The organism is Fibrobacter succinogenes (genome assembly GCF_902779965.1).
In the GTDB taxonomy this organism is placed as follows: domain Bacteria; phylum Fibrobacterota; class Fibrobacteria; order Fibrobacterales; family Fibrobacteraceae; genus Fibrobacter; species Fibrobacter succinogenes_F.
In genome coordinates, this window is sequence record NZ_CACZDK010000002.1 from 92,237 (window position 1) to 117,342 (window position 25,106).

At 46.9% G+C, this 25,106-nt stretch carries 15 protein-coding genes; 8 read left to right on the top strand and 7 right to left on the bottom strand.

Annotated elements, in window-relative coordinates; translation table 11 throughout:
• Nucleotides 1-9: 9 nt before the first annotated feature.
• Both HUF13_RS01330 and HUF13_RS01335 read left to right on the top strand, forming a co-directional pair.
• A complete protein-coding gene (locus tag HUF13_RS01330; protein ID WP_173473454.1) occupies nt 10-858 on the top strand; it encodes a hypothetical protein in 849 nt (282 codons plus the stop codon).
• A gap of 131 nt (nt 859-989) precedes the next feature.
• Nucleotides 990-1,490 (top strand): hypothetical protein, encoded by a 501-nt coding sequence (locus HUF13_RS01335; RefSeq protein ID WP_173473455.1) that lies wholly within the window; start codon nt 990-992, stop codon nt 1,488-1,490.
• Nucleotides 1,491-1,770: 280 nt separating this feature from the next.
• Here HUF13_RS01335 and HUF13_RS01340 read toward each other — a convergent pair whose 3' ends face one another.
• Nucleotides 1,771-3,075, bottom strand: coding sequence for a polysaccharide deacetylase family protein (locus HUF13_RS01340; RefSeq protein WP_173473456.1), 1,305 nt, complete (start codon nt 3,073-3,075; stop codon nt 1,771-1,773).
• A gap of 430 nt (nt 3,076-3,505) precedes the next feature.
• On the opposite strand from HUF13_RS01340, the gene HUF13_RS01345 reads away from it, so the two are divergent.
• Both HUF13_RS01345 and HUF13_RS01350 read left to right on the top strand, forming a co-directional pair.
• Entirely contained in the window at nt 3,506-4,813 is a 1,308-nt protein-coding gene (locus HUF13_RS01345; RefSeq protein WP_173473457.1) for an adenosylhomocysteinase, read from the top strand.
• Nucleotides 4,814-4,821: 8 nt separating this feature from the next.
• On the top strand, nt 4,822-5,637 hold the full coding sequence (locus tag HUF13_RS01350) for a hypothetical protein (protein ID WP_173473458.1): 816 nt from the start codon (nt 4,822-4,824) through the stop codon (nt 5,635-5,637).
• 416 nt (nt 5,638-6,053) lie between these two features.
• Here the strand turns inward: HUF13_RS01350 and HUF13_RS01355 are convergent, their stop codons facing one another.
• The gene (locus tag HUF13_RS01355; RefSeq protein ID WP_173473459.1) at nt 6,054-7,439 is read right to left on the bottom strand and encodes an MATE family efflux transporter; all 1,386 of its coding nucleotides are present in this window, start codon (nt 7,437-7,439) and stop codon (nt 6,054-6,056) included.
• A 178-nt stretch (nt 7,440-7,617) separates the two neighbouring features.
• Complete coding sequence (locus tag HUF13_RS01360; protein WP_173473460.1) at nt 7,618-8,496, bottom strand: GGDEF domain-containing protein; 879 nt, start codon at nt 8,494-8,496, stop codon at nt 7,618-7,620.
• A 356-nt stretch (nt 8,497-8,852) separates the two neighbouring features.
• Between HUF13_RS01360 and HUF13_RS01365 the strand changes: the two genes are divergently transcribed.
• Nucleotides 8,853-13,616, top strand: a complete 4,764-nt coding sequence (locus tag HUF13_RS01365) for a fibro-slime domain-containing protein (protein WP_173473461.1) — start codon at nt 8,853-8,855, stop codon at nt 13,614-13,616.
• Nucleotides 13,617-13,758: 142 nt separating this feature from the next.
• On the top strand, nt 13,759-14,121 hold the full coding sequence (locus HUF13_RS01370) for an SPOR domain-containing protein (protein ID WP_304038688.1): 363 nt from the start codon (nt 13,759-13,761) through the stop codon (nt 14,119-14,121).
• 270 nt (nt 14,122-14,391) lie between these two features.
• On the opposite strand, the gene HUF13_RS01375 is transcribed toward HUF13_RS01370, so the two are convergent.
• Both HUF13_RS01375 and HUF13_RS01380 read right to left on the bottom strand, forming a co-directional pair.
• Entirely contained in the window at nt 14,392-18,474 is a 4,083-nt protein-coding gene (locus tag HUF13_RS01375) for a hypothetical protein (protein WP_173473463.1), read from the bottom strand.
• 34 nt (nt 18,475-18,508) lie between these two features.
• A complete protein-coding gene (locus HUF13_RS01380; protein WP_173473464.1) occupies nt 18,509-19,393 on the bottom strand; it encodes a glutamate--tRNA ligase family protein in 885 nt (294 codons plus the stop codon).
• Nucleotides 19,394-19,557: 164 nt separating this feature from the next.
• Between HUF13_RS01380 and HUF13_RS01385 the strand changes: the two genes are divergently transcribed.
• Entirely contained in the window at nt 19,558-20,145 is a 588-nt protein-coding gene (locus tag HUF13_RS01385) for a hypothetical protein (RefSeq protein WP_173388593.1), read from the top strand.
• Between the two features lie 6 nt (nt 20,146-20,151).
• Nucleotides 20,152-20,736, top strand: coding sequence for a PolC-type DNA polymerase III (locus HUF13_RS01390; protein WP_173473465.1), 585 nt, complete (start codon nt 20,152-20,154; stop codon nt 20,734-20,736).
• 171 nt (nt 20,737-20,907) lie between these two features.
• Here the strand turns inward: HUF13_RS01390 and HUF13_RS01395 are convergent, their stop codons facing one another.
• Both HUF13_RS01395 and HUF13_RS01400 read right to left on the bottom strand, forming a co-directional pair.
• On the bottom strand, nt 20,908-22,443 hold the full coding sequence (locus HUF13_RS01395; protein WP_173473466.1) for a glycoside hydrolase family 3 protein: 1,536 nt from the start codon (nt 22,441-22,443) through the stop codon (nt 20,908-20,910).
• A gap of 134 nt (nt 22,444-22,577) precedes the next feature.
• Nucleotides 22,578-25,106, bottom strand: coding sequence for a DNA topoisomerase III (locus tag HUF13_RS01400; protein ID WP_173473467.1), 2,529 nt, complete (start codon nt 25,104-25,106; stop codon nt 22,578-22,580).

Here is a 25,106-nt window from a genome sequence, read left to right on the forward strand (position 1 = left end):
GGAATACCTATGAATACAAAAAAAATCATTCCGCTTTCGTTCGCGATCATGAGCGTGATGGGCGCCTTTACCGCTTGTTCCGATAATAAGGTGGTGGGGGCTGATGAACAGCCTAGTACCGTGGCGGTGTCGCTGCCGTTAGATGCGACTTCAGCAGAAAAGAGCGCTGCTCTTATGGCTAAGATGAACGAAGTGTCTAGGCCAAATAGGGCGACGGCTGTTTTCCTGACAAGCGCTATTGCTGGGGTTCAAGGGGGACAGTATGTTTTGACTTATGACACGGTTAATGCTCGCCAGACTTATGAAGATGCGATGCAAACTCTGATCAATAATGATGTTATTGATACTTCATACCTAAATGGTAATGGTTGGATATGCTCGAAGACTGAAGATGGAACTTGCGGTAGTTCTTATCGTAAGTTTGGTGACGTATATACAATGCAAGATGAAAATGGTGCCCTGTATGGGGAAATCTTTGTGGATGAGGCTGCTTGGGGAAGCCGGTCTCAGCTGAAAACGATCTATTGTTTTAACGAAGTTCATTGGCTTACTGTAGAGAATGAACTATTCCAATTCGATGAACATTTCCGAATTTCGATTGACAAGAAATATGTTGAGATGGAATTTGAAACACGGGATTCCTTGATTACGGAACAGTTTATTCAAGATTGTGCTGCTGAAAATGGACAAATTTCAAATATGGCAGGAGCTAGGATTACTATTAATGGTGTTACTCAAAAAGATCCTGTAGTGAAGTGTAGTATTTCTAGGGAACAGTATAGATATTCCAATCCTTACCAAAATCCCTATTGGAAAAAATACGCCGCGTATGTTGTCAATAATTGTAAATCGAATTAGAACTAATCCAAGAACTCCTTAAATAAAGCAGGCTCCCGCTCAGTTCAACACCGAGCGGGAGTTTTTAACCCCTATCAACCGAACAAGAAGCCTGCTCCGATCGTTGTGGGCTTTCTTTGAATACAAATTTTATGAATCAGTCCAAACGCATTCTTCTTTTGATTGTAGTGTTGAGTGTTGTTGCGGTATTCTGTGCTTGTTCCGATCAGGGAAATACAGCTCCAGAAATGCTGAATGATATTTATAAAGCTCAATCTGGTAAAGCCTATACTCAGGGATGCATAGGCAGTCAGAAATTTATTGATTCTGCTAATGCTCAAGAATCCTATAATAGATTGATTCAGTCGTTTTTGGAAAATGGTTTTGTCGATTCTTGTATGTCTTGCGAACCGAGTCCGGTTGATAACCCTGATTTTGATCCGCTGTATTACTTTTCTTTTGTCGCGATGAAGGAAGAATCTGGTGTTGTTCATTTGCCAGTGGAAATGACAAGTTTTGCATCATTAAAAGAATTTAGATGTAGTCTGAAATTTGAGCTTGAAAAAAAAACAGCCAAAATCGTATCGGCTTGGTACGATCGCTACAACGGATGGAGTCGTCTTTTACAAGTCGTTGTATACTTACGATTTTGACGATGAAACGGAATTCAAGGCGGATTGTATTATCGAAAACGGCTCTTATTCAGAATCTACAGTAGGGCGGGTTGATCTTGATGATGGAACCTTTAGAGCGAATGCTGTTTGCAAAGTTTTAGCGAAAACGAATGTCTATTATGACCCTTATTGGAAAAAATGGGTTTCAAAGATTATTGATCATTGTAAAACCGAAGAGGAAACCCTCTAAGAATTCCTTGAAAACAAAGAAGCCCGCTCCGATTGGAGCGGGCTTTCCCTAAACCACAATTTTTTTGAATTACTTGATATTCAAGGTCCAAGCCTTGCTGCCGACTTTCACGACATACATGCCCTTGGCGCCAGAGAATACCTTCTGTTCGCAACCGATGCCCTTGGTGGAGCGGACAACGTTACCGAGGCTGTTGAACACGGTGATGTTCAAGCCCTGGGCGTTCTGAACGGTGATGTAGCCGCTTGCATCCACGTATGCTGAGGTATGGCGGTCGTCAAGTGCAACCGAGTGGATTGCGCTTGTGCCGCTGGAGCTCGATTCCTCAATGGCGCTAGAGCTGGAACTTTCCGGTTCTGCACTGGAGCTAGATTCCGGAGCCGGAGCGTCTGCGTTCTTCACGACAATCTTGCCTGCGTTCGGAACTGCATCGAAGTAGATGTAGCCACCATCAATCTTGGATTCGAGGGCAGCACCGTCCTGCGTGACTTCGACCTTCTTCCAATCGCTCTTCACGCGGATAGAAAGCGGATAGTCGTACTTGGAAATGTTGTCTGCAATCGAGTGCTTGAGCTCAAACGTCATCGTTCCTTCTGCACCGCCGTCCACAGCTTCGATCTTGGAGGCCTTGCGTTCCTTGATGTACATGGTTGCGCTGCGGAACGTGGTTACCCAGATATCCTTGTCGTTCTGGTTAGCCCATTTGAGTGCGCCCTTGATTGCATTGAGGTCCGTTGGAGAATAGTTGGCGTTGCCGTTGTTACCTGCGTTTGAAAATCCATGCGTGAGGAACATGACCCAGCCGCCCTTCTGGATGGCTTGCTGCATGGCGCCGGTGAATGCGTTCGTGTTGTTGAAACTGCCGGTACTTCCGGTCATGTGAGCAGGCACTCTGAACCAGTCGCTCGGACCGTCCTTGCCCATGACTTCTTGACCATTTCCGCAAATACGGCCTGCGATGTAGTTTGCTTTCAAGGCGTCCATGCCAGGAACGTTGCAGTTCGGGTAGGCAACCGTGATGGTTCCGTATTTCTGCTTGATTTTGCCTTCGATGCTCTTCTTGGAAGAAGCTTCTTCGCCACTCATGTTCTGACCGTGGGTATTGCTGTGGCTTGCAATTTCATGGCCATTGTCGGCCATCTTCTGGAAACCGCTCCAGTCGGGGTTCCAGTTCACCACCAGGTTGAATGTTGCCTTGTAGCCGTATTCGTCAAAAGCCGGCGCGGCGTGAGTCACATGGTTCGGAGCGTTGTCATCGAACGTGAATGACGTGGCGGCCTTGCGGAAACCAGCCCATGTGCCAATTTCGGCGGTTTGGGCCCAACCCATTGTGCTGCCAAGTGCCAGCGCGAGTGAAATTTTTGTATAGTTCATATCCACACCTTATTTAGATATATTATGTAACTCTAATCTACCATTATCCATTTATAATGGGCATTGTAAATTTTCTTTTTGTTGTATTCTGTTGTAACAGCGACTGCGTCATCCTCGCGAAGCCGAGACAACCATGCAAGGCGGGCGTTGCAGACCGTCATCCTCGCGAAGCGAGAATCCATGATTTCTTAAAAATAACGCAACTCTGCAACAGACCGTCATCCTCGCGAAGCGAGGATCCATACAATTCGTATAACAATGTTTTGTCGAGATATAACCGAGCTGCCTAGGTTGGGGCTTCGCTTGCGGTATTGTATGGAATTTCCTTCGGAGAATGACCGCCAGCTAACCTCAACTCACTCCGAAATATCTAGTAACTAGTGGCTATTAACTAGTAACTAAAAGTACCCAACTAACTATATTTAGCCTCATGGATTTACAGTCGATTCTTTCTTCCGTTCTAGACGAAGTTTACGAAAAAAATGAGTATCCGGCACTTGCCGCGCTCGAAAGCGAATGGGCGTACTCGCGACCGTTTGATGGCCTCCGTGTGCTTGTGGCGACTCCGATTTACCGCAATACGATGACGCAGTATCGTGCCCTTTTGGCGGGTGGTGCTTCAATTTTGGTCGGATTTTCGGGGATGAATGACCCTGAAGTTGTCGAATTTTTAAAAGATTGGGGCATTTCAGTCGTGACTCCGGCGGAAATGCTCGAAGCGGAGTCTCGTGGAGAATTTGTGGACTTGGTGCTCGACTGTGCGGGCCCTTTTGCTGAATTACACCCGAAAATTGGCTTTGTGGAACTCACGCGTTCGGGCGTTCAGTACTACAAAAACGCAAAAAAGCCGGTTTATGTCGCCGATAGCGGGATTGTGAAACGGATCGAAACGTCCCTGGGCACGGGGGACGGCTATTTCAGGGCGCTCGAAAAGCTTGGCTTTGGTAAAAATGCGCCCGATGCAGGCGAAAATGCGTCCGGTGCCGGTTTCGAAGGCGAAATGTTGGTTGTTTTTGGTAGTGGCAAGGTTGGTTCAGGAATTGCGCTTCAGGGCGTGCGTCGCGGTTGTGCAGTTTCTGTTGTGACGGACTTGAAACGTTTCGCGCAGTCTGAAAATGCGGCGGGCTCCGCGCTGTCTTCGGCTGGTTCTGCGGCTGGGGGCGAGTGTGCTGCAAATTCGATGCCAGCGGGTGATTTTTCGGCGGTTCTGGAGCAAAATGGTGTAAATGTTGTCGATTGCCATGACTATGCGGCCGTATCTGCCTTGATTGAAAACGCTGATTTTGTGGTGACCGCAACGGGTGTGAAAAATGCTTTGGCCGCTCCGGAATTGACGGCGGCGCTTCTCTCGACCAAGGCAATTCTTGCTAACATGGGCGTTGAAGATGAATACGGAGAGGCTATCCCTGCCGAAAAAGTGCTCAATGCTAAGGGACCTTTGAATTTTATTCTCGAAGAGCCGACGCATCTCAAGTACATCGATACTTCGCTTGCGCTTCATGCCGCGCTTGCCGAACTCCTTGTGCAAGAAAAATCGTTGGCAGAGCGCGCGAATCTCAAAGGGCGTGCGACTCTTGACGATTGTGAAAATGTCGAAGAGGCTGCGGCAACTTCGGTTGGCCTTCGTTTCCCGCCGCAAGAACTCGAACAGCGTTTGCTCTCCATCGCGATTCAAAATGGCGTTATCGGCCCAGAAATTTGCAGCATGCTCGGCGGCCTTCCCGCCGAAATGGACTAGGTGCGCCGATGACTCCCGAAAACATGAAAAAGGTCGTAGACCTCTGCAATCAAATCTCGAATATCACCTACGAGAATTTGACGAAAATCATCCGTCTGGAACAGACGGGGAGTGCGACCGGCGCCCGCAAACTCGACGACAGCGACCAGAACGATATCGATTCTTGGATGGGCGGGGGCACCTGCTTTAGCATGACGTGGCACCTCTATCAGACGCTCACCGACATGGGCTTTAAACCGCGGCTGGTCATGGGCCACAAGCGCAAAGAAAGGAACATCCACTGCGCGCTCATCTTGCCCGATTCCGATGCAGAAAACAATGTCACTCCTCTTTCGTCTTTCGTCTCTCGTCTTTCGTCTAATGAGTACCTCCTAGATCCCGGTTACCTGATTTTCGACCCGCTCCCGATGCCGCTTCCGCAGCCATTTGGCACTGGCGAAGCCTTTTTCCCGCTTTCCCCGAATTGTGTTCGGCTCGTGCGTCCGACCATGGAATCCATGGAACTCTGGACGGGTGGCGCAGGCGCGCCCATGAAGCTTCGCTTCGAATATCCCGTCGAAGGCGTTTCCGTCGAAGAATTCAAACACCACTGGAACGAAAGTTTCTACCGCGAAATGATGACTTACCCGGTATTGAATCGCCTCGACCGCGAAAAGGGCGTTCAGTATTATTATCAGAAGGGCAACCTCGTCGTCCGTAACGCAACAGGCTCGAAAATGACTAAAATCGAGCCGGCCGACCGCGTTCAAACCCTCAGCGATATCTTCAAACTGTCGCCAGATATCATTGAACGTGCGCTGAATATCTTGGAAAAACGAAAATAAACAAAATTTAATTTGTTTGCACTGTTCTAAAAAGTCCTGATTTTCAAAAAATGACGAATTTTACGTAAAAATCAAAAAATAGCGGCTGTTTTTACGTAAAATTTTAATGTTGTCTGTAAAAAGTTCTGAAAAATGCAAGTTTTGATGGCGGTGGCGTTCGTTTTTTCCCGGATAATCCGCTTTTGGTCTGGAAAACGTCCAAAAACCAGATGGGAAAACTTGATTTTTTAGAAAATTTGGTTAGTTTATATGAAAATTTACGTAAGAAAACGAATTTTTCCTCAATTTCTTACGTAAAAATCGAGCAAAAACTCGCAACAACTCATAAAATCGAGCAAAACCGCTCAAAAGCCGAGCGACAATTCGCGCAACCGCACGAAAACTTGCTGCAATTCGCGCAACCGCGCGAAAACAGTTTATTTCAGCTTCTTGAGTTCGTGCATCATCATCGCCATACCAATGACGGCGGCGCCTGTATCGGCAATGGGCTGTGCCAAGAACACGCCTTTCAGTTCAAAGTAGTGCGGCAAAACGAGCAGGAACGGAATCAACAGGATCACTTGACGGCACGCGTTCAAGAACATGGCTCTGAGCGCCTTTCCTGTTCCCTGGAAAAAGTTTCCCGACACCATGCCGAAGGGGATCATGAAAAATGCGGCGGTAAAGATTCGCATGGCCCAAGCGGAGACCTGTTGCAATTCGAGATCGTTCGGGGCGAACGGGGCCACAAACGCTTCAGCCTTCCACATCACGGCAGCCCAGCAAATGAACATGAACGCGCCCGCATAAATGAACGAGAACTTGAGCGTTTCCTTGACGCGACCGTTGAGCCTTGCGCCGTAATTGTAGCCGATAATCGGTTGCGTTCCGTGGACAAAACCCAAAAGCGGAAGCACGATAATCGAAACCACGCTGTTGATAATGCCGAATGCCGAAATCGCCAAATCGCCACCCGAAAGAACCCCGCTTGGCTTGATGCTGATGTTGCCGTAAGTCGTGAGGCTCCAGGCTAAAATCGCGTTCATAAGGCTGTTGCAAATCTGCATCACCGAAGGCGGCAATCCCAAAATGTAAATCTTGCGCACATAAGCGGCATGCAATTTCATGTGACGCCAGCGGATCTTGATCGGCGAAGACTTTTTCACGAAGAATTGCGTAATCAAGCTGCTGGCGACCAACTGCGAACAAATGGTAGCCCAAGCGGCGCCTTCGATTCCCCAATGGAACTTCATAATGAACAGCCAGTCCAAAATAATGTTGGTCACGGCGCCTGCGATTTCGCGGAACATGGCCGTTTTGGGGTGGCCCATCGAGCGGATAAAGTGGTTCATGCCGGGCGCAATCGTCTGGAATACGGCGCCGCACAGCAAAATGCGCATGTAGCTTTCGGCAACGGGGAGCGTCTGCTCACTCGCTCCGAACAACTTCAGGAGCGGTGTCATGAAAACCTCGCCAAAAGTAAAAGCGAGAATCGCCATGATAATCAAAAGCGAAAACGAGTTGTTTAAAATGATGCTCGCTTGGATGTACTTCTTTTGCCCAAGGCGAATGGCAAAGAGCGTGTTGCCGCCCACGCCGACCATCATCGATAATGCCATGATGAAAAGGCAAATCGGGAAGCAGAGCGTAATGCCTGCAATACCCAAGCTTCCGACGCCCTGCCCCACAAAAAAACGGTCTACAATATTGTAGAGGGCATTCACGCACATGCTGATGATGGCGGGAACTGAAAACTGCAAGACAAGCTTCGGGATGCTTGCCGTGCCAAAGGAATTCAGGCGTTCGGAGTAAAATTCACTCATTGCGCCCAAATATAGCAAAAGGCGAGTGTAGCGCCAATACTTGTATTGGCATTACCGAGCCGAGCTATATGCGTTCCGAAGGAACGCTCAATTAGTAATTTTTTACCATTTTCGGTAGAGCGGATTATGCGTCCGCCGTGACTCCTGTCACCCTTACATTGTCAGGTTTTGCCAGCTTTTAGTCTGTTGCTACTTGATTCTTGCCGCAGTTCTTGGCCACATACAGCAAACGGTCGCTTTCGGCAATAAGCTCGTTTATTTGCGTCACGTTGCTACCTTCTTGCGATACAAGCCCAAGGGAAATCGTCACCGGGATAATCGTATCCATCCACGAGAAAATGTGGCGTTCAATCGTCGAACGCAATTTTTCGGCGCGTTTCTTTGCGTCTTCGGGCGAGATTCCACTCATGAGCAGCAGAAATTCTTCGCCGCCGTAGCGGCAAAGCAAGTCGGAATCGCGCTTTTCATCGTTCAACTGTCGGGCGACTTCTTTTAGAATAAGATCACCGCATTGGTGCCCCCAAGAGTCATTGACTCGCTTAAAGTCATCGACGTCGATCATTATGATGTGGATAAAAGAATTGTTGCGGCGCGCGAATACAAGTTCGCCAGCGGAGCGGTCCATGAACGCCTTGCGGTTTAAAATGCCTGTCAGCGAGTCCATCGTGGCAGCCTCGTAAAGCTCGCGGCTAAACGCCTCTTCGCTCGGGTCCTTGTAGGCGACCTTTAGCACCATCTTGCCGATTTGGAGCCTGTTGTCGGAATCAAGAATTTGTTTGTGAACAAAATTCCCGTCGACGAAGGTGCCGTTTGTACTGCCGAGGTCTTCTACGGTAACGTTCTGGCCGTCAAAAGAAAGGGCGCAATGCCTGCGGCTCACCAGCTCGTCATCGAAACGGATGTCGGCTCCTTGGCCACGTCCGAGAATTATGGTTCCTTTTTCGAGCGGAATCTGCGTGAACTCGCTTTGTGGGTACAGGACTATCAAGTACGGATGAATGACCATTTGGTTGAACCTGATGACGTTGTCGTTGTTGATGATGGTTTCATCTTCCATAATAATCCCTCGCGTTAACGCTTACCCAACACCAAATATAGGATAGTTTCTGGTTTGACGTTCCTGTAACCATTAAGTTCAGTCAACGAAGCTCTGCCAATTAAAACCTATATAATACAATTATGATACACCTTGTCTGTAAGTAAAAATTTACACTGCGCGGGCTGAATTTTAAAACGTAAATTATTTGTTGAAATAATGTGAATAAATACGTTGATTTACAAACATAAATTTTTTTTCACATTTCTTTAATAGAAAAAATTTCCTTTTTTCAATTAAAAAAGTAGATTTCATGCGGTGTAGTATATCGAGGAGGATTGTCTTCTTGATGTTCTGCGTGGTCAGAGAGAACCAAAATGGATAGAAATACAATGAAGAACACAATGAAATCCTTAAAATTATGGGTATTGGGCTGTGTTATGCTCTTTGCTGGTGTCCAAAGTGCATCAGCAGCACTTAAAGGGTGTGAGGGCACCGTTTATCTTAAACTTCCGGATGGCTGGACTACCGCTTTTACAGCTGCCGGTGGCAACTTTAATCCCTTTAAGAAGAGTACTACGTACCCCAGCTGGTATGAAATTTCTACGGCACAAATTGGTGGTACCAATAATCCGGATTTTTTCCACATCTCCGTTGCTAGAGATGACTATGGTCAGGCGGGTGGTATTACTCGTACCCAGATTGGCAAGAACGTCCAGTTTCAGGAAGCAAGTGGTTTTACCTGCAAGGATTTTGGAAGTAAAAACGAACTTTGGATTCAGCCAAGTTTTGATGATCCTACCAAAACCTTCTTCAAGGGCGATGCTCCTCAAGTAAAGTATTTCTATGTCTTCTTGCCGGACAATGGTATTTGGAAGAGTGCTACGCCGGTGATTAATGAAGATGGCAAAGAAAGCCCAATGGATATCGACAACGATCACTGTGGCTGGTATTACAAACGCTATGTTGATGTTAAAGAGCTTCCGACAAAGGTCTTTATCCGTAGGGATGATGATGAAGATATGAAGGAGGCTATCGGTTTCGGTGGCGAAAAAGCTGCCAAAGAAGGTAAAGCTCCTGAAGCAATTGACTTAGAAAAGATGTTTAAAATTTATGACAATCAGTTAGGTACTGATGAAAAAATTCTATACTTTGTTGCTGATGAAAAGCAGGCCGCTGCACTTGATGGTGTTGATTTTGGTTGGTATGTAGCTGACCCTGGAATTTCGGGGACATGCACGTATAGTATTGCTGCTGTTATTTATGATACCGATGCTCAATTGCACCCGGCATTCTCTTGCTATGGTGGAAATGGTGATCCCCAACCGCACGATCCGAATCCAAGTCATGATGAATGCCAAAAGGTGAATCAGACAAACGCTACTAAAGGGGTTGACGAGAAAACGGCTCTTAGGGCTATTTATGAATGTATTGGCGTGACTCCGGGTGTTGTTGAAAAAACTTTGGATAGGGCTACTCAAAAACCGAAACTTTCGGCTGCCGGTAAAAAATGCTTTATTGATGAAAAGTATTTCAATATGCTCTTCAATTATACTGAAGGTGTGAATGAAATGAGTTGCTTTGATTTACCGTTTAATCGTGCTGACGATGGCAAGTGGGAATTTAATTCTGATACCTATACGAGTGGACGTCTTAAGAACCCGACTGTGGGTGGTTTTTATCCTGTAGAAGATACGCAACCAACTGATCTTGAAGAGGCTTTGCCGGGGCAGACTCCTGCTCCGTTAGCTCGAACCAAAAGAAAGGCTGAGGGGCCTGTCCACTATGGTCCTGTTTTCCGTGAAATTGATTCTAAAGAAAACGCTCCTTTAATTGATATTATGTGTAATGGACCCGGTTGGAATAAAGGTATCAAGTGTGATAATCTCTTTGTTGGTAATAACGATGATGAGACAATGGTTGATATGCTGAAACTCCCTACCGGTACGTGCATGTACGGTTGGAGTTGTCCGGATAAGGCTCCTGCGGATTGGACTTTCTTCAAGGACGGTACGGATACTGTTTCTACAGCAGCTAGCGCAAGTTATCGTTGGACTTCTGACCCTGCTACAGATACTAAGGGTAATGGCGGTCGTAACCAGCATTTCTGCTTTGAATCTAAAGGTCAATTCCGCTTTAAGAAGGGCCTCAAGTTCAGCTTCCGTGGTGATGACGATATTTGGGTTTATATTGACTATAAGCTTGCTGTGGACCTTGGTGGTACCCACCTTGCAGCTCCGGGCTATGTTGATTTGGATACGTTTATGCCTGATGCAAAGCTTGATTCGATGTATGATATTCATATCTTCTTCTGTGACCGTCGTACGACGATGAGTAACGTCCGTATCAAGACGAACATGTTCATCGATCAAAATACATCTGCTGACGCAGATCGTGTAGGTAATACTATGAAAGATGGGTATATTCAGTATGAACTTATCTATCGTGAATCAGGCGGTAAAGGCTGTGCTTCTTTAATGAAGAAAGATTCTATAATACGTGGTGATGAAATTCTTAAGAAGAATCACAAGGTTTCTTACATCTTTGCGCACGATAAGGCTGGTACAGACGTTATTTGTTCTGAAGAAATGTTTGCTGCACAAAAGGGTTGTGTGGAACAAAATGGTAAATACCTGATTGATATTTCTGACCTAACTCATCCGATTGTATATGGAGACAAGCTTTTGAATGGAGCTCTTCTCCCAGGTAATTACTATTTAATTTATAAGATTGACGATGATAAGGAAATCTTGTGGGATACCCAGATCAAGGGATCTGTCGGTGTGGTTACTCGTAATGCTGTTATTATTGATGGTAGTACTACGAGCTCAGAAATTAAGTTCAAGTCTTCTGCAATGGGGTCTGCAAACGTTCCGACTATAGAGCAGATGATTCCTATCTATATCGGTGCTATTAATGATGAGTGTGGTTCTGATGAAGCTTGTAAGGCTACGAAACCGCTCCAGTTGTTGCCTTCTCCTAATGATAAATATTCCTTGGAGGTTACTGATTCCACTGGTGCTGATGTTTCAAAGATTGTTAATTTCTATCAATTGAGTAAAGGTCAACTCTCTATGGTTAATCCGAAGAATCTCACAATTGGTCCTGGTGGTATTGATACCCTTTATGTTACGATTCCGTTATCTCTATTCCGCAGTGCGAACAGGGAAAATATTGTTGTCAATGTTGCTAAGAGTGGTTTCAAGGCTAAACTTAACTTCTTTATTCCTACACTTGTCTTTGTAGAATCTGATTCTACTTTTGTCACAAAAAGTTCTGATTCTGACGATCAAAAGCCTCACATGATGAATTCTGAAGTTGTTAAGTTCTACCTGGTCGCTCTTGATGGAAATACTCCGTGTGGCTCCAGATGTAATTTTAATGTGACCGCTAATGGTTCTAAGACTTCTGCGGGTTTGATTGTGGATTATGGTGAAAGTACGGATAGCACCATCAAGGTTGTTGATGGCCGTGCTACGATTTCTATCATTTCGACGAAAAAGTTCGAATCAACGATGCCGTATGCTCAATGTGGCACGCCCAGCTGTAATGGTACGGCGACAGTCCATGTGAAGGGTCCGAACTTATATATGGAGGCTCTTTATGTCAACTTGCAGTTTGAAGAACCGCCGGTTCCGACCCCGATTATGGCTGACATCTTTGACGTTCATGGAGAACTCCCGACTTCCAAGATGAATATTGGTAAGGAAGGTGATGGTTACTTTAGCATGCAGACGGAATACCTTGATGGTATCGGTGACTCACTTGCTGTTTACTACTATCGTAAGTTCCATAAAGACTCCCTCCCGGAAAAGATTGCGGTCTTCTGGGATGAAGATGAAAAGGACTCTGTGGTGTTTGAAAAGGCCGAAGTTGCAGCCGGTGCTACTTGTGGTGCAGCCGCTGGCCTTGCCGACTCGCTTTGCTCTCCTGTAATCACGTTGGGTGGTAAGAAACTGTCGAAGAACGTGAAAACAGCGGGTACTGGAAAATTCAAGTCTTGGGCAACGTATAAATATAAAGGAAAGACTGTCACAGAGCCTTTCACATGTAACTACGTTCTAGACCGAATTGCTCCAGTTATTATCTCTGCTAGAGCTTCGTCAGATGAATCTTCTGCTAAACTTAAGATTGAGTTCTCTGAACCTGTTCAGAAGACTACGGATGGTATCAGTAAGGGTGATGCAGTGCTTTCGTTCTACATCAATAATGGCAAGAATCCGCAGTTTACTGAATATATTCCGTTGAAAACGGGTGCTTCGATTCCGGCTGAAGCTCGTACGGGTGTCATGAACTTGTTCTATAACCCGGATGGCTTGTTCCCGCAATCTGGTGACTATATCCACTTCGGTAGTATTGCTGGTGTTGGATTCTTTACGGATTCGTCTAACTATGCGAAAGTAATTCCTGGTTCTGATACTCTTCGTCCGGCGGACGATGCTGATTACAAGTGGAATGTGGCTCCTGGCTATAACGCTACAGAGCGTCGCCCGTCACCGTGGGTTTTGATTTCTGGTGAAGTTAGCTCTTACGCTGTCAGAATTATTCCTTCTGCAGTGGGTGGCATTCCGAGAACTCCGAGTGAATCTGCTGATTTGGATCCGTTTGATATCTTTACTTATGACGCTACCAAGGATGAAACTGACTTTAGAAATGATATCCGTGGTGGTCAGGGCGAATTTACTAAATACGGTTTCGTTCCTCAGGGCTGGTTTGTCAAGAGCGATATGGGTGCCTTGATTGAATCTAAGGAAGAGTATGTTGACGTCGATAAGAAGAATGTGTTCTTTAACTATGAATTCTCCTTGTATACGAACTTGGGTACTCATGTCGGTACAAAGAAGGGACGCATCTACTGCGATGACGACAAAAACAAAGAAGTCAATAATAGATACTTCTTTGGTGGTGCTGGTCAAGACTGCGTTGGCAAGCGCATGAACTTCTTTGTCCTGTGGAACATGAAGTCTGGCAAGAAGCGCTTGGTGGGTTCTGGTGCCTATGTTTCGAAGCTTAAGACTTACGTGCAGCTTGACAACTTCGGTAAGAAGAACAAGTTCGACAAGAGCGAAATGTGGGGCGTCCGCCATAACGCAAAGGTGCTTGGCAGCTACTTCCCGATTATCAAGACTAATAATCCGTAATAGCGCTCTTTAATGATTTTTTAAAGTCTCCCTTCGGGGAGGCTTTTTTTATCTACCGTCTCAGTTTTAAAGTCTATATTTGCACTTTATTTCTATATTTAAAGACATGCGAAAGTTTATAATTGCAGCTTCTTTATGCGCTATGGCTTGGGCCGGATCGCCAACTGATATGGATTCTCTTTTCCGTGGTAACGAGTACAAGCCGACGCTTAGTGCATCGCTTCGCGATACGACGAGTTCTGTAGTGCCTGCCAAGGTCACTGGCAAGAATGACAAGGGGGATGGTTTCTACATGCTTCAGTTCGAAGCTGTTGGCGATTTTGACGCCGCTCAAAGGCGCAAGGCCCAGCTCTCTGCAAGCACCGGCTATACCATCCAGGTTGTGTTCGATACGCCGTTCTACAAACTTCGCGGTGGTGGATGGAACAAGCGCAAGGTCGCCGAAGACAAGGCTCGTGAGCTCTCTGCGTATAACATCAACGCTTTTGTCGTGAAGATTCGATAGCGCTAGTCTGAGCGCTTAATGCACAAAGAGCAGGTTCTTGACCTGCTCTTGTTGTATTTGTTCTCCCTTGTCATTCCCGCCTCCGAACGGGAATCTCCCTTCTATAAAAGAAAATGCCCGCTTTTGCAGGCATGACATAGGAAAAAAGCATCCTTATTACATAGTCTACTGTCTACTTCCCACTGTCTACTTCCTACTTCCTACTTCCTACCGCCTACTTCCTACTGCCTACTTCCTACTGCCTACTTCCTACTTCCCACTTCCCACTATTTACATCACGCCGAGTATTTGCTTCATGCTGTGGTCGTCGAGCTTGATGAGGGCGCGTTCTTCTGGTGGCACGTAAGCCATCTTGCGCTCGTTGTCGGGCCTCTTGGAGCGGTCGCGGAGCACAATTTCTTTGTTCGTGCGCGAATAGAAGAATGGCCCTGTCTTGATGAACTGTTTTTGGTGCAGAGCCTGCTTAATGGCTTCGTTCAAGGCGGCGGTCATCTTGGGTGTTGGATGGTCTATGTGGTGCAGTTCCAGAAGTCTCAGCACCAACAATTCCCCATGGATAGGCGATTCGCTATCGACGTAGAACTTTAGCTGCTTGATGAGCTTGTCTATCGGCTGTTCTTGAATGTCCGAAGAATCATCGCCAGCATAATGGACTACTTTATAGGGCTCTGCTTGAACTCTGCTATTTTGTTCCGCCTCATCGAGAGAATCGTCTTCTTGTGGTGGCGGTGCGACGCTTTGCTCAATCGCTATCGTTGCGATGAGGTTTTCTCTTTCATCGGCATTTGAAATGTTCCAAAGCGGGAGCCACATGTTCAAAACGGTCCAACCGAACCTCGAAAGCATGGTCGGGCGAATGTATTCGCGGTCTTCGATGGATTCGTTGTAGGTGCCATAGTTACAGTCACTTTCAATAACAGCGAGATAGTGCTTGGGATTGTTGGCGTCAATGACAACCGGCCCCACTGGAATGTTGCCCGGTGCAATATAATCTTTAAACGCAATAGATTCTTTTTTGAGCGCTTCTTTAATTTGTTCGTTGAATGTGGATTCTTGCGCGGTTAAATCTATTGGCGCGTTGTCAAAAGATGGTTTTGTTTTGAGCGACTGGACCCATTCCTGGAATAGGCTTGGCTTTGCGTTTGTTAGTTTTTCGGCTTCATCGTTCGTCATGAACAAGCAAAGGCTTTGCTTTGCAAGAGTTGTGCAAATGGCAAGCTTGCTGATTTCGCTAGCGCCTTTTTCGCTATTGGCGTCTGCACATACGAATATGACGTCTCGGTATAAATCAACGGCGCGTTCAACGGTCTTGATGTAGAATTTGTTTTGCAAATTCCCTTGAGTAAAGAACCTTTGGGCGTTCTGATTTTTTTCGAAAAGCTTTTGCAGCGCCGCTTCAATTTCTTTGCATTGCGATTGGTTCGATGCGACAATGCCGAGAGTTTGGCCCGGATTCTTTGTGGCGTGTTGTACCGCTTTTTCCGCAATGGCCGCAATCTTATCTTGCGCCAATTTGAGCGTTTGCAGCTTGTTTGTTGTGTGTACCGAATTCGGGAATTGTGCTATTTCGTTGTAGTAAATTCGATTATTCGCGAAACTGAATAGCGTTGGATTTGCGTACTGCGCTGTGTACCCGATAACGCGTGTGGGAACACCTTTTCGGAGCGATGCCGAAAGTACGTTGTCCTTAAAGAAAATGGAAGGCGACGAAATTTCCATGTTGCAGGCGTCTATTGAGAGTGCTTCCAACATGGGTGCATATGGATTTCCTAAAAGAATAACTTTTTTCGAATGATAAATTCCAGGCATGACTTCGGCAATGGTCATGCAGTCGGCATCCAAGAATAATGTTACATCGAAGGTTTCAAAATTTGAATCGTAGGATTGAGCTAAAGTAATGTTCTGGAACGAAGCGGGATTTTTTTCGGCGACTTCGTGTGCGGCACGGAAGTTCGCGTTGCAGAATTGATCCAGCAAGGTCCTGTATTGCTTGCTCTTCTGTTTTCGATTTTTCGAAGATTGGCTGAACAACTCCGGACATCTTGTGCTTGCGGCCTGCATTTGGCCATTTGTCCAAGCGCGGATAAATGCCAAGGGAAGATCCTTGTTCGCGTTGTTTGAATCTTCCACAAATTCTGCGAGATTTTCACATGGCGAGTCGTTGATGTTTTCCATGTGTTCGCGAAGTTGCAGATAAACGTTTTGCTTGTTCCATTGCGTTGCCAAACGTTCTATTTGGCCAAACCACAAATCTACACTCGGAATTTCCAAGGATTCGGTTAAAATAAGTGATTTGCTGATGCTTTGGATTTTATGTTGTAGTTCCTTAACTCGTAACCGGATGTTGTCAAAGTCTTCGAAGAAAGGCTTGAACAAATACCATTTTTCAAGTAGCTGCATCAGGTAATCGTATTGATCGCTGTTCTTGATGCGTGCGCGGAAGACGTAGTATTGTCTGATTTTATCAGCTAGATCGTTCCAGTCTGTTTTTTCAAATTTCCAGTCTTTACCCAGCAAGCGTGCGGCAAGTACAGAAGAATCCTTGTATTTGCGCTTGTATTCCTGAATTTCGATAAGCTTGTTTATTTCCTCAATGAGCATGTCATCGGAGGTGATGCTCTTGGGATTCTTGAATACGCTGAGCAGAAGGCGCTTGGGTCTGCGGTAGTGGTCCGAAAGCGATTTGAGAGTGGAATTGAGACTTTCGGCAAATTCGTCACGAGCCGCAATAACGTTCTTGTCCACGGCATCGTCGGTGAATACGTCAGAACCTTTACGTCGGTAATCGGTCCAGCGAGCGCCTGCACTGGGAAACTCGTTCAGATCGTCTTGATAGGCGACCCATCCGCTTGAATGCAAGTTCCATTCTTCAAAAGCGGGAGTGCCGTTGTCGAAATATTTCTTAAGTACTTCTATCAATCCCAGAATGTCGGCAAGCCTTGTTCCTGATGGATAGAGATTTGATTTGATAATGTTATCCGAGAACGGCTTGATGGCTTCGATTAAAAGTTTAGCTTGTTCAAGTTCCTTGCCGATAGCGTTTTTGCGTTCTTTCGAAACGGCGGGCAACATGATTCCTTGGAACGCATTGTAGATTTCTATTCCGTTTTCGCTGAAGAATAGTTCCTCTATCTTTTCAAGGCTCGAAAGCATGGACTTGAATTTGTCGTAGCGGACATTTTCGATGCCCGTGAAAAGTTCGCTTTCGAATTTTGTTTTAAACGGTTTTAAATTCGAAATCTTGTCAAAAAGCTCCGAGAGCTTTATTCCGCTTGGCTTGAGCGGAAAGTTGACGGAGTCGTAGTAGGTGCGTAGCTTTGAACGGATCTCGATGAGCGAGTTCTTGAGTGTGCTGCGCTCGGGGCCCTGGAATGAACGATATGGCGGTTTCCAGGTGTTATCAAAATTGAATTTTGTGATGGCCCTGCGGCTTATAACGCAAACTTTTTTCTTTTTCAGTAAACAATCTGCGGCGATGTTTACTGCCACTTTCGCTTTTTCTGCACCGGGAAGCGTTTGTATGGCAAAGGCAAAGTTTTCGTCGTTAAGTGCGTCGATGACGGCCTTGTTTGTTTGCGAATCTGTTATGTAAGGAAAGTAATGATCGACTGGATTGAAAATGTGATCGTAGGGAACGTTGTCGAATAGTGAAGGATGTGGCAAGAATCCTTCGTTCCCGATAGTCGCTATGAAAAATGCGTTGTTTGCTGCTTTCGATGTTGTCCAACAGTCGTCTATGAGTCTCTTCTTGAGAAGCAGGCTGTTGGTGCTGTAGAACGTGATGCAGAAACCATTGCGTGTAAATTGCCAATCGTTTCTGGGGGCAATCCTTTTTTCGAGTGTGTCAAAAAATTTTTGAAGATCAAATGTTCCGTTTTTGTAAAAGTCTTCTGCAAGCGGATACTTGATTCTTTTGTCGAGGGCTTGGAGCGCAATGTTTTCGACGGGCGCACGAGCCGAAATGGCTACGGTATCGTGTCCAGCGTCGTAGGTCAGTGGAACCAAGAGCGCAGGGGCGAGCATTTTATCACCATGCTTGATAAATCCCTTGGCCATGAACAAGTCTTGGTTGCAGAAATCTTCAGTTTTTGATTTTAATATTTTGCGGAACGCTTCGAGGTCGGCGGTTTGTTTTTCTTGATTGTATTTTGTGGAAATAGGAAAGAACTGCGCCAGCGCACGAGGCTTTTGTTCTTTTTGCCAAGCTTCGAAAAAATCGTCTCCGTTGTCTAAAAGTAACGGGGATTGAATATGGTTCTTTTGCGTAAAACAGAGTAGGCGGTCTTTGCTGTCAAAGGCGGCCGCTTCTTCGCGAATATTTTCTATAGTAGTAGACACAGACGTTGCAGTCATACCACGAATATAAATTTTTTTTTGCAATTTGCGGTTATAGCCGCTCCATAATTATAGACATTGCGTCAACGAGTGTGATGGGTTTATCACTTTCGGTCATACGAGCCTTGTAACAGACGCGTCCGAAAAGCATTTCGGGAGTGATTCCCGCCTCCTTGTCTTGCCTTAGGCTGTGGGCGAGTTCCCGCTTGGAAAGCTTCTTGTTGTTCTCGTCGACGATTAACGGGTGGTGCAGGTAAATCGGGCGTTCTGTGCGGCCTAGAGCTTCCATCAAAGCGATTTGTCGGGCCGTAGAATTGCGGATATCTTCGCCACGTACGATATGTGTAATATTTTCGTCAATATCATCGACGCACACGGCAAATTGGTAGGTCCATTGGTTGTCGCGATCGCGGATAGGGAAATCCCCGCATTGGAGTTTAGGGTTCTCGTGGAAGTCTCCCAAACGGAGGTCGTGCCAGTCGATGAATTTATCAGGAACGATAAAGCGCAAATTGTGCGGCACAGTATCGATACTTCCGACTTCCGACTTCCGACTTCCTACTACATTAAAGCACTTTCCCTGATAAACTATCTCACCAGTTTCGCTTTGAGGATTCTCGGCGAGGAGTTGCTTGCGACTGCAATAGCATGGATAAACTAACGACTTTTCTTCGAGTTTTTGCAGCGCTGCCTTATAAATCTCGTTTCGCGCACTTTGTATGCTTTCGGAATCATAATGAAATCCCAACCAGGCTAAATCTTCGCGGATGCCCTCGATATAAGCGGGACGCGCTCGGCTCTGGTCGTGGTCTTCTATTCTCAAGTGGATCTTTAAGTTCCATTTTTTTGCCGCTGCCCACACATAAAGTGCCGAAAGCAAATGGCCTTCGTGGAGGTAGCCTGTGGGGCTTGGAGCAAATCGAATTTTTCCTGACATGTTGCATTTGTAAGACACATCACAAATATAAGTTGTAAAATTGTTACTAAAGTCACATATTTTCAATGAAAAAACGTAAATATTTTGTTTTTTTCGAAAAAAACGATTTTGTTATGTATATTATTGCAGTAAAAAGGGATGTCTCCCTGGAATACGGAGTAATTATGGGTGGAATGAAACTTCTTTCTAGAGCCTGCACGGCTCTTGTCTTTGCGTTTGCAGTTGATGCGTTCGCAGCGGATGTCGTAGCGACAGCTTCTAATGGAGCGATGGTCGTTTTACATGACAACGGTCGATGGGAATATCATCAGAACAACAGTAAAATTCGCGACGTGCGTGAAAGTGCTATCCCCGAAGATGCTAAATTCAATGTCATGGTTGAATACGAGACTCCGGAACGTGCGCGCAGAAATGTACGACTTGCAATGGAAGCGGAATTCGCTACGGAAGAAGAAATCAGGGATAGCCTGAGAAATGTGCCGAAGGGCGGCTACATTTATTTTCAGGTGAAGACTTCCCAAATCAAGAAGGGCATGCCTCGCAAGTTGACATATAGCTTGTACGATGGCAGTAAAAAGCCTATATTCAAGAAAACAGCTTTTGATACCGAAGCAGTCCCGAGCGAACAGAGAGGTGTTTCTAATTTGCTCGTTGTTCCTGTTTATGGCCACCCCAAGTCCAATGTTATGTTGGCTCGTGTCGAGGCTCGTGACGGGATGGAAACGCTGGATATCGATATCCCCGTTAGGTAATTTGCATTGCTAAAATTTGCGGTAGTCGATCTGGAAACGACCGGCGGACATGGTGAAGATAATCGGATAATGGAAATCGGAATCGCCCTGATGGACGGTTCCAAAGTTGTTGGTACGTATCACTCGCTTGTGGACCCTGGGCAACCGATTTCGCCGTTTGTCCGAGAACTGACGGGGATTACCGACGAGATGGTCGAAGGCCAACCGCAATTTGGCGCCATTGCAGAACATGTGGCGGAACTTTTGCGGGACCGCATTTTTGTGGCGCACAATGTTCTGTTCGATAACAAGTTCATGACAGCGGAATTGAAGCGCTGTTGCATCAAGTTTAACCCGCCGAGACTTTGTACGGTGAAGCTTGCGAGAAAAGTGTTCCCCGGGCAACCGAGCTATAGTTTACACAAACTAACAGAATCGTTGGGCTTGCCTGATTTTAATCACCACCGTGCACTTGACGATACGATGGCTGCGGCTGCTATTTTGAAAGCTGCACTTGAAAAAGTAGGTGAGGCTGGCGTTATGAAAAATGTGGTGAACTTGTCGAATGCGAAAAAGCAAGCCGTCGGCGCCGCAAGTGTGTCGTCATGCTGAGCTGTGAGGTTGCTCGCAAGTTCGCTTTGAGTCGTGAGTAACAATGTCACCCTGGAGCACCGCGATAGGGTCTATTATTTCTTGTCTGCATGGATCCTATCAGTCGCCTATGGCTCCTTCCAGGATGACAATGCAATCGTCATTCTGAACCCCGAAGGGGTGAAGAATCCATTATTTCTTCAACAGACCCATTTTATACTTGAGCTTTAAAATGCGGGCGGCGGATTCTTCGATGTGGCGCTTGTATTTGGAATTCTTTTCGGAAAGCTCCATCATGATGTCTAACATGTCTTTTGCTTTGGACGTGTAAGAAATCATGAGCATATCGTTACCTGCGTCAATGAGAGCAGAGACGAGGCGCTTGAAATCTTTATCTGGGTAGGCTTTGCGCGGTGAAATTTGCGTTTTGCCACTGGCCCAGGTGCGAAGCGAAGTGCCCCAGATGTCGTCGGTAAGCGTGACCATGTCCGGGAATCCGCGACGGGCCATTTTTACAATGTTGGCGTCAAAGACGGCGGGACGGCTGGAAATGCGCAAGAAGTGAACGCTTGACACCATCGTGACGGGGATGTCTTTGGATAGCGTTCTGAAAAAGCTTATGTTCTTGTCAATGGTTTCTTTGGGCGAGGCGCTGATAGCGATTTGCGAGTCACTGTTGGTCCAGGAGTCGTAACCGGGGAAGTGCTTTGAAACGCAGACGATGCCGTTGTCGCGCATGCCGTTGACAAATGCTCTTACTTTATATGCGTTTGATGTGTCGTTGCCCCACGAGCGGCGGCCCTCTTCCATGAAAGAATTGGATCCGCGGTGGTCCTTGGACGGGTCCAAAACAGGCGCTAGATTCATATTGATCTTGATGCTTTTTAGGGTTTGTCCGATTTTTGTAGAAATCTTGCGGATTTTTACGGAATCCATATAGCGCATTTCGCGGGCGCTTGGGGTGTTTCGCCAATGGTCGGAATACGATGACAATCGGTTGACGAGACCGCCTTCTTGGTCGGTGGCGACTAACAGTGGAATTTTAATGTTGCTGTCGATGTGGTTCATTCGCTCCATGTAACTGTCAACACTGCGGAGGTGCTTGCCAGTGATGAGTACGCCGCCGAGCTCGTTTTCAATGACGAATTGGGACGAGGTGAGGAACACCATAATCATTTGCCCCGCTTTTTGGCGGAGATTCATGGATTCCCATAAAGGCATAAGTGCGTTTGGCAAACCGTAAGGATTTTTGCCTTTGTAGGCGGCGCTTGACGACGATGTTGCTGCTGAAGATGAGCTAAACTGCGCGGCACTTGACTGCGCTGGGCTAGATAACTGCGAAGCGCTTGATTGCGCTATTGTTGTGGAGGACCGCGTCGCACTTGAGGATTGCACAGAACTTGAAGACGGCGCGCTTTCGGCGGAAGATTGCGCGATGGATGAAGAAGACTGTGTGGTTGCCGAAGATGAACTAAATGGCGCGGCACTTGATAACTGCGCTTTGGCCGATGAATACTGCGCAATGGCAGATGAAGACTGTGCTATTGCCGATGAAGACTGAGCAAAACTTGCAGAGTCTTTGATGGCGCGGATTGGCGAAGTGGCTTGTTGTTTGACGGAATCTGCTAATGGATTTATGAGGGTAAAGCGGCTTTCGGGCAAACCGTCAGAATGGGCTATCGAAAAAGCTCCCAAAAACGCAATGATAAATAAAATCCTTAGGTACATGCTTTAGAGGTATGAGGTATGGGGTCGCGACTTTGTCGCTTTGAGGTGAGAGATGTTTAAAAGTCTTGTGAATTTTGCCTTTGACTCAGAGTGCGAAGCACGACCTCATTCCTCAAAGGCTCGTAGAGCCGACCTCACTCCTCTTTTTTCTTCACGAATCGGCGCGGTTTGAATTCTCGTGGCGGGAACTCAAATTTGAGCTTGCCTTTGACAAGTGTGAGGTAAGCATCAAACAGGCGGCGAGTCTTGTTGCTGCGGAAACCCTTGATAAGCGAAGTCTTTTCGCCGGCGAGCAATTTCTTGATTTCGTCCAGCGGGAGTTCCTTGCCCAAAAGAATTTTTGGGAGCGTGATGCCGCTCGGTTCCTTTTTTACGTAGCTTTCGGAGACATAACCCGTGAGCGTTTCGTAGACGTCGGAACCGTCAACAGGTGACTTGCCGATAACTTCACCGAGTTCAATTTCTTCGGGCTTTTCGTCAAAGACGAATTCGATTTTGTTTTCGTCGTTGATGGTCAGCACTGCAGAAAATTCGGCGCCCTTCTTACTGCGGAATCCGGTAAGCGGTCCGATTTTGCGCTTGGTCAAAAGCTCGATGATTTCGCTTTCGCTAAGGTGCTTGCCGCCGACAATCTTTCGGATCACGATGCCATCTTCTGTCCTGTAGCGGCTCACTGTTTCGAAGACTTTTTTGCCGTTCACGGGGCTAAAGCTTGCTTCGTTTTCGGTATCGTCTTCCTTGAATCCTTTGATGTTTTTCACCATGGTCTTGGTCATTTCGACGATGCCGTTCATGAACGCTTCGCGCGATTCCTTGCCCTTGCTGATGAGGTCCATCTTGTATTCCCATTCGCCGGTGAGTTCTGGGCTGGTGAGGGCTTCGCAGTTCATGGCAGAAAGGACTTTGATGAGGTCGAATGCCTTTGCGGTCGGGATCATTTCCTTGCCGTCGCGGATAACGTACTTGTCGCTCACGAGCTTTTCGATAATGGCGGCTCGTGTGGCCGGCGTTCCAAGGCCGCGTTCCTTCATGGCGTCGCGCAGTTCGTCATCTTCGACGAGCTTACCGGCGCTTTCCATCATCGACAAAAGCGTGCTTTCGGTGTAGTGTGCAGGCGGCTTGGTGAAGTCTTCCTTGGCGTCAATTTCGAGCGTCTTGGCGGTGTTGCCGTTCAGCTTCGGGATGTTGGAATCTTCGTCGGATTCCTTGCCGTATATCGCTTTGAATCCCGGATCCACGAGAATCTTGCCTTCGGTAATGAACGTTTCATTTTCGACGGTTGTGATGCGGGTTGTGTTCAAGTACTGTGCCGGCGGGAAGAATACAGCGATAAAGCGCTGGCAAATCATCGTGTAGATTTTTTCTTCGGCTTCGCTTAAGCCCTTTGGTGCAACACCTGTCGGGATAATGGCAAAGTGGTCCGAAATTTTGGAATTGTCAAAGACCTTTGGCGTGCGCTTCACGTAGTTCTTGTCGAGCGCTTCCTGGGCGAACTTGGCGAGCGGGCCTTCGATTTTTCCGAGTGTTGCCTTCACTGGTGCCACGTAGTCTTCGGGCAGGCAGCGGCTGTCGGTACGCGGGTATGTGGTCGCTTTGTAATGTTCGTAAAGCGATTGCGCAATCGAGAGCGTCGTCTTGGCGCTGAATCCAAAGCGATTGTTTGCTTCGCGCTGGAGCGTGGTGAGGTCGTAAAGCTGTCCGCATTTTTGCTGGCTCGGGGCGGTGGTCTCTTCGATGGAGCCAGTCTTCCCCTTGCACTTCGCGAGGATTTCTTGAGCGCGGGTCTCGTCAAAAATCTGCTTGATGCGATCCTTGCCGTTTTCTTTATCGGTGGCGAACCACTTGCCTTGGTAACCGGCGCCTGCGTTGTCGAATTCGGCTTCGATGGTCCAGAACTTTTGCGGTTTAAAGCGGTTGCGTTCTTCTTCGCGCTTTACGATGATGGCTAGTGTCGGCGTCTGCACGCGGCCGCACGGCGTAATCTGGAACCCGCCCATGGAACTATTGTAGGCGGTGAGGCCGCGACTTCCGTTCATGCCTACAAGCCAGTCGGCTTCGCTGCGGCAAAGGGCGGCGTTGCGCAAGTTCACCATGTCTTCTTCGGTGCGCAGGTGCTCGAATGCATCCTGGATGGCTGCTGGCGTCATGCTCTGCATCCAAAGTCTCTTGAACGTCTTGCCCTTGAAGTTCCCCTTGAGGATGTAATCCACAATGTAGTAGAAAATCAGTTCACCTTCGCGGCCCGCATCGCACGCGTTAATAATAGTCGTCACGTCCTTGCGCTTGATGAGTTTTCCTAAAGCGCTGAGGTGCGCCTTGGTGGTGGGGAGGGCTACAAGCGGGAATTTTTCGGGGAGCATGGGGAGCGTTTTCATGTCCCATGCTTTGTAGCGTTCGTCAATATCTTTGGGATCGGCAATTCCAACAAGATGGCCAATCGCATGGCTAACGATGGTCGAATCACTTTCGTAGTAGGCGGTTTCTTTCTTGAATGTCTTGGCGCCGAGTACTTTGACCAAGTCTGCTGCTACGCTTGGTTTTTCTGCGATAATAAGGGTCTTGCCTTCAGCAGCTGGTTTTGCAACTCTTGTTGCTGTCTTGGTGGCGGTCTTCTTTGTAGTGGTCTTGGTTGTCGCCTTTGTTGTCGTTTTAGTCGTTGCCAT